The 509-nt window shown below is 43.0% G+C and carries 1 pseudogene; it reads right to left on the bottom strand.

From position 1 onward, the window contains the following. Window positions 1–85 precede the first annotated feature (85 nt). Window positions 86–509: pseudogene (locus Q4557_RS19900) on the bottom strand (integrase core domain-containing protein); the annotation flags it as partial.

The following is a 509-nucleotide window of genomic DNA, read 5'->3' as shown; positions in this document are numbered from 1 at the left end:
TGGAGGAAGCCGCTAGCAAATTTGCGAGCTGATGAACAAGAACATCATATGAGGCGTAGGCTAGAGATGAGTTGGCATGTAGTGGTCAAGAAATATTGGCCACAGTCTTAGAGTTTAACCAGAACAATCGTTCTGACTCATTGGGCGTCAGCCCGCCGTTATATTGATGCGGCCGAAGCTGACAATAATATCCAATAATGTATCGTGTAATTTCATTCTGCGCTTCAGTAAAATTACGATACCCTGTAGTTGGTATCCATTCTGTCTTAAGGCTCCTAAAAAACGTTCCATAGGACTATTATCCCAACAATTCCCACGTCGAGATAAACTTTGTTTGAGCTGGTATCGCCATAATAGTTGCCGATATCTTCTGCTTGTATAGTGAGTCCCTTGTTCGCTATGGAACATAACATCTTTAGGTTTACCACGACCTTCATAGGCCATCGAAAGCGCTTTGCCAGTTAAACGACTATCAGGTGATAACGACATAGCCCAGCCAATCACTTTAC

Source organism: Shewanella sp. 5_MG-2023, assembly GCF_030547465.1.
In the GTDB taxonomy this organism is placed as follows: Bacteria; Pseudomonadota; Gammaproteobacteria; order Enterobacterales; family Shewanellaceae; genus Shewanella.
The sequence above is the reverse complement of the archived record's forward strand: the minus strand, read 5'-3'. Positions and strand labels throughout refer to the sequence as shown.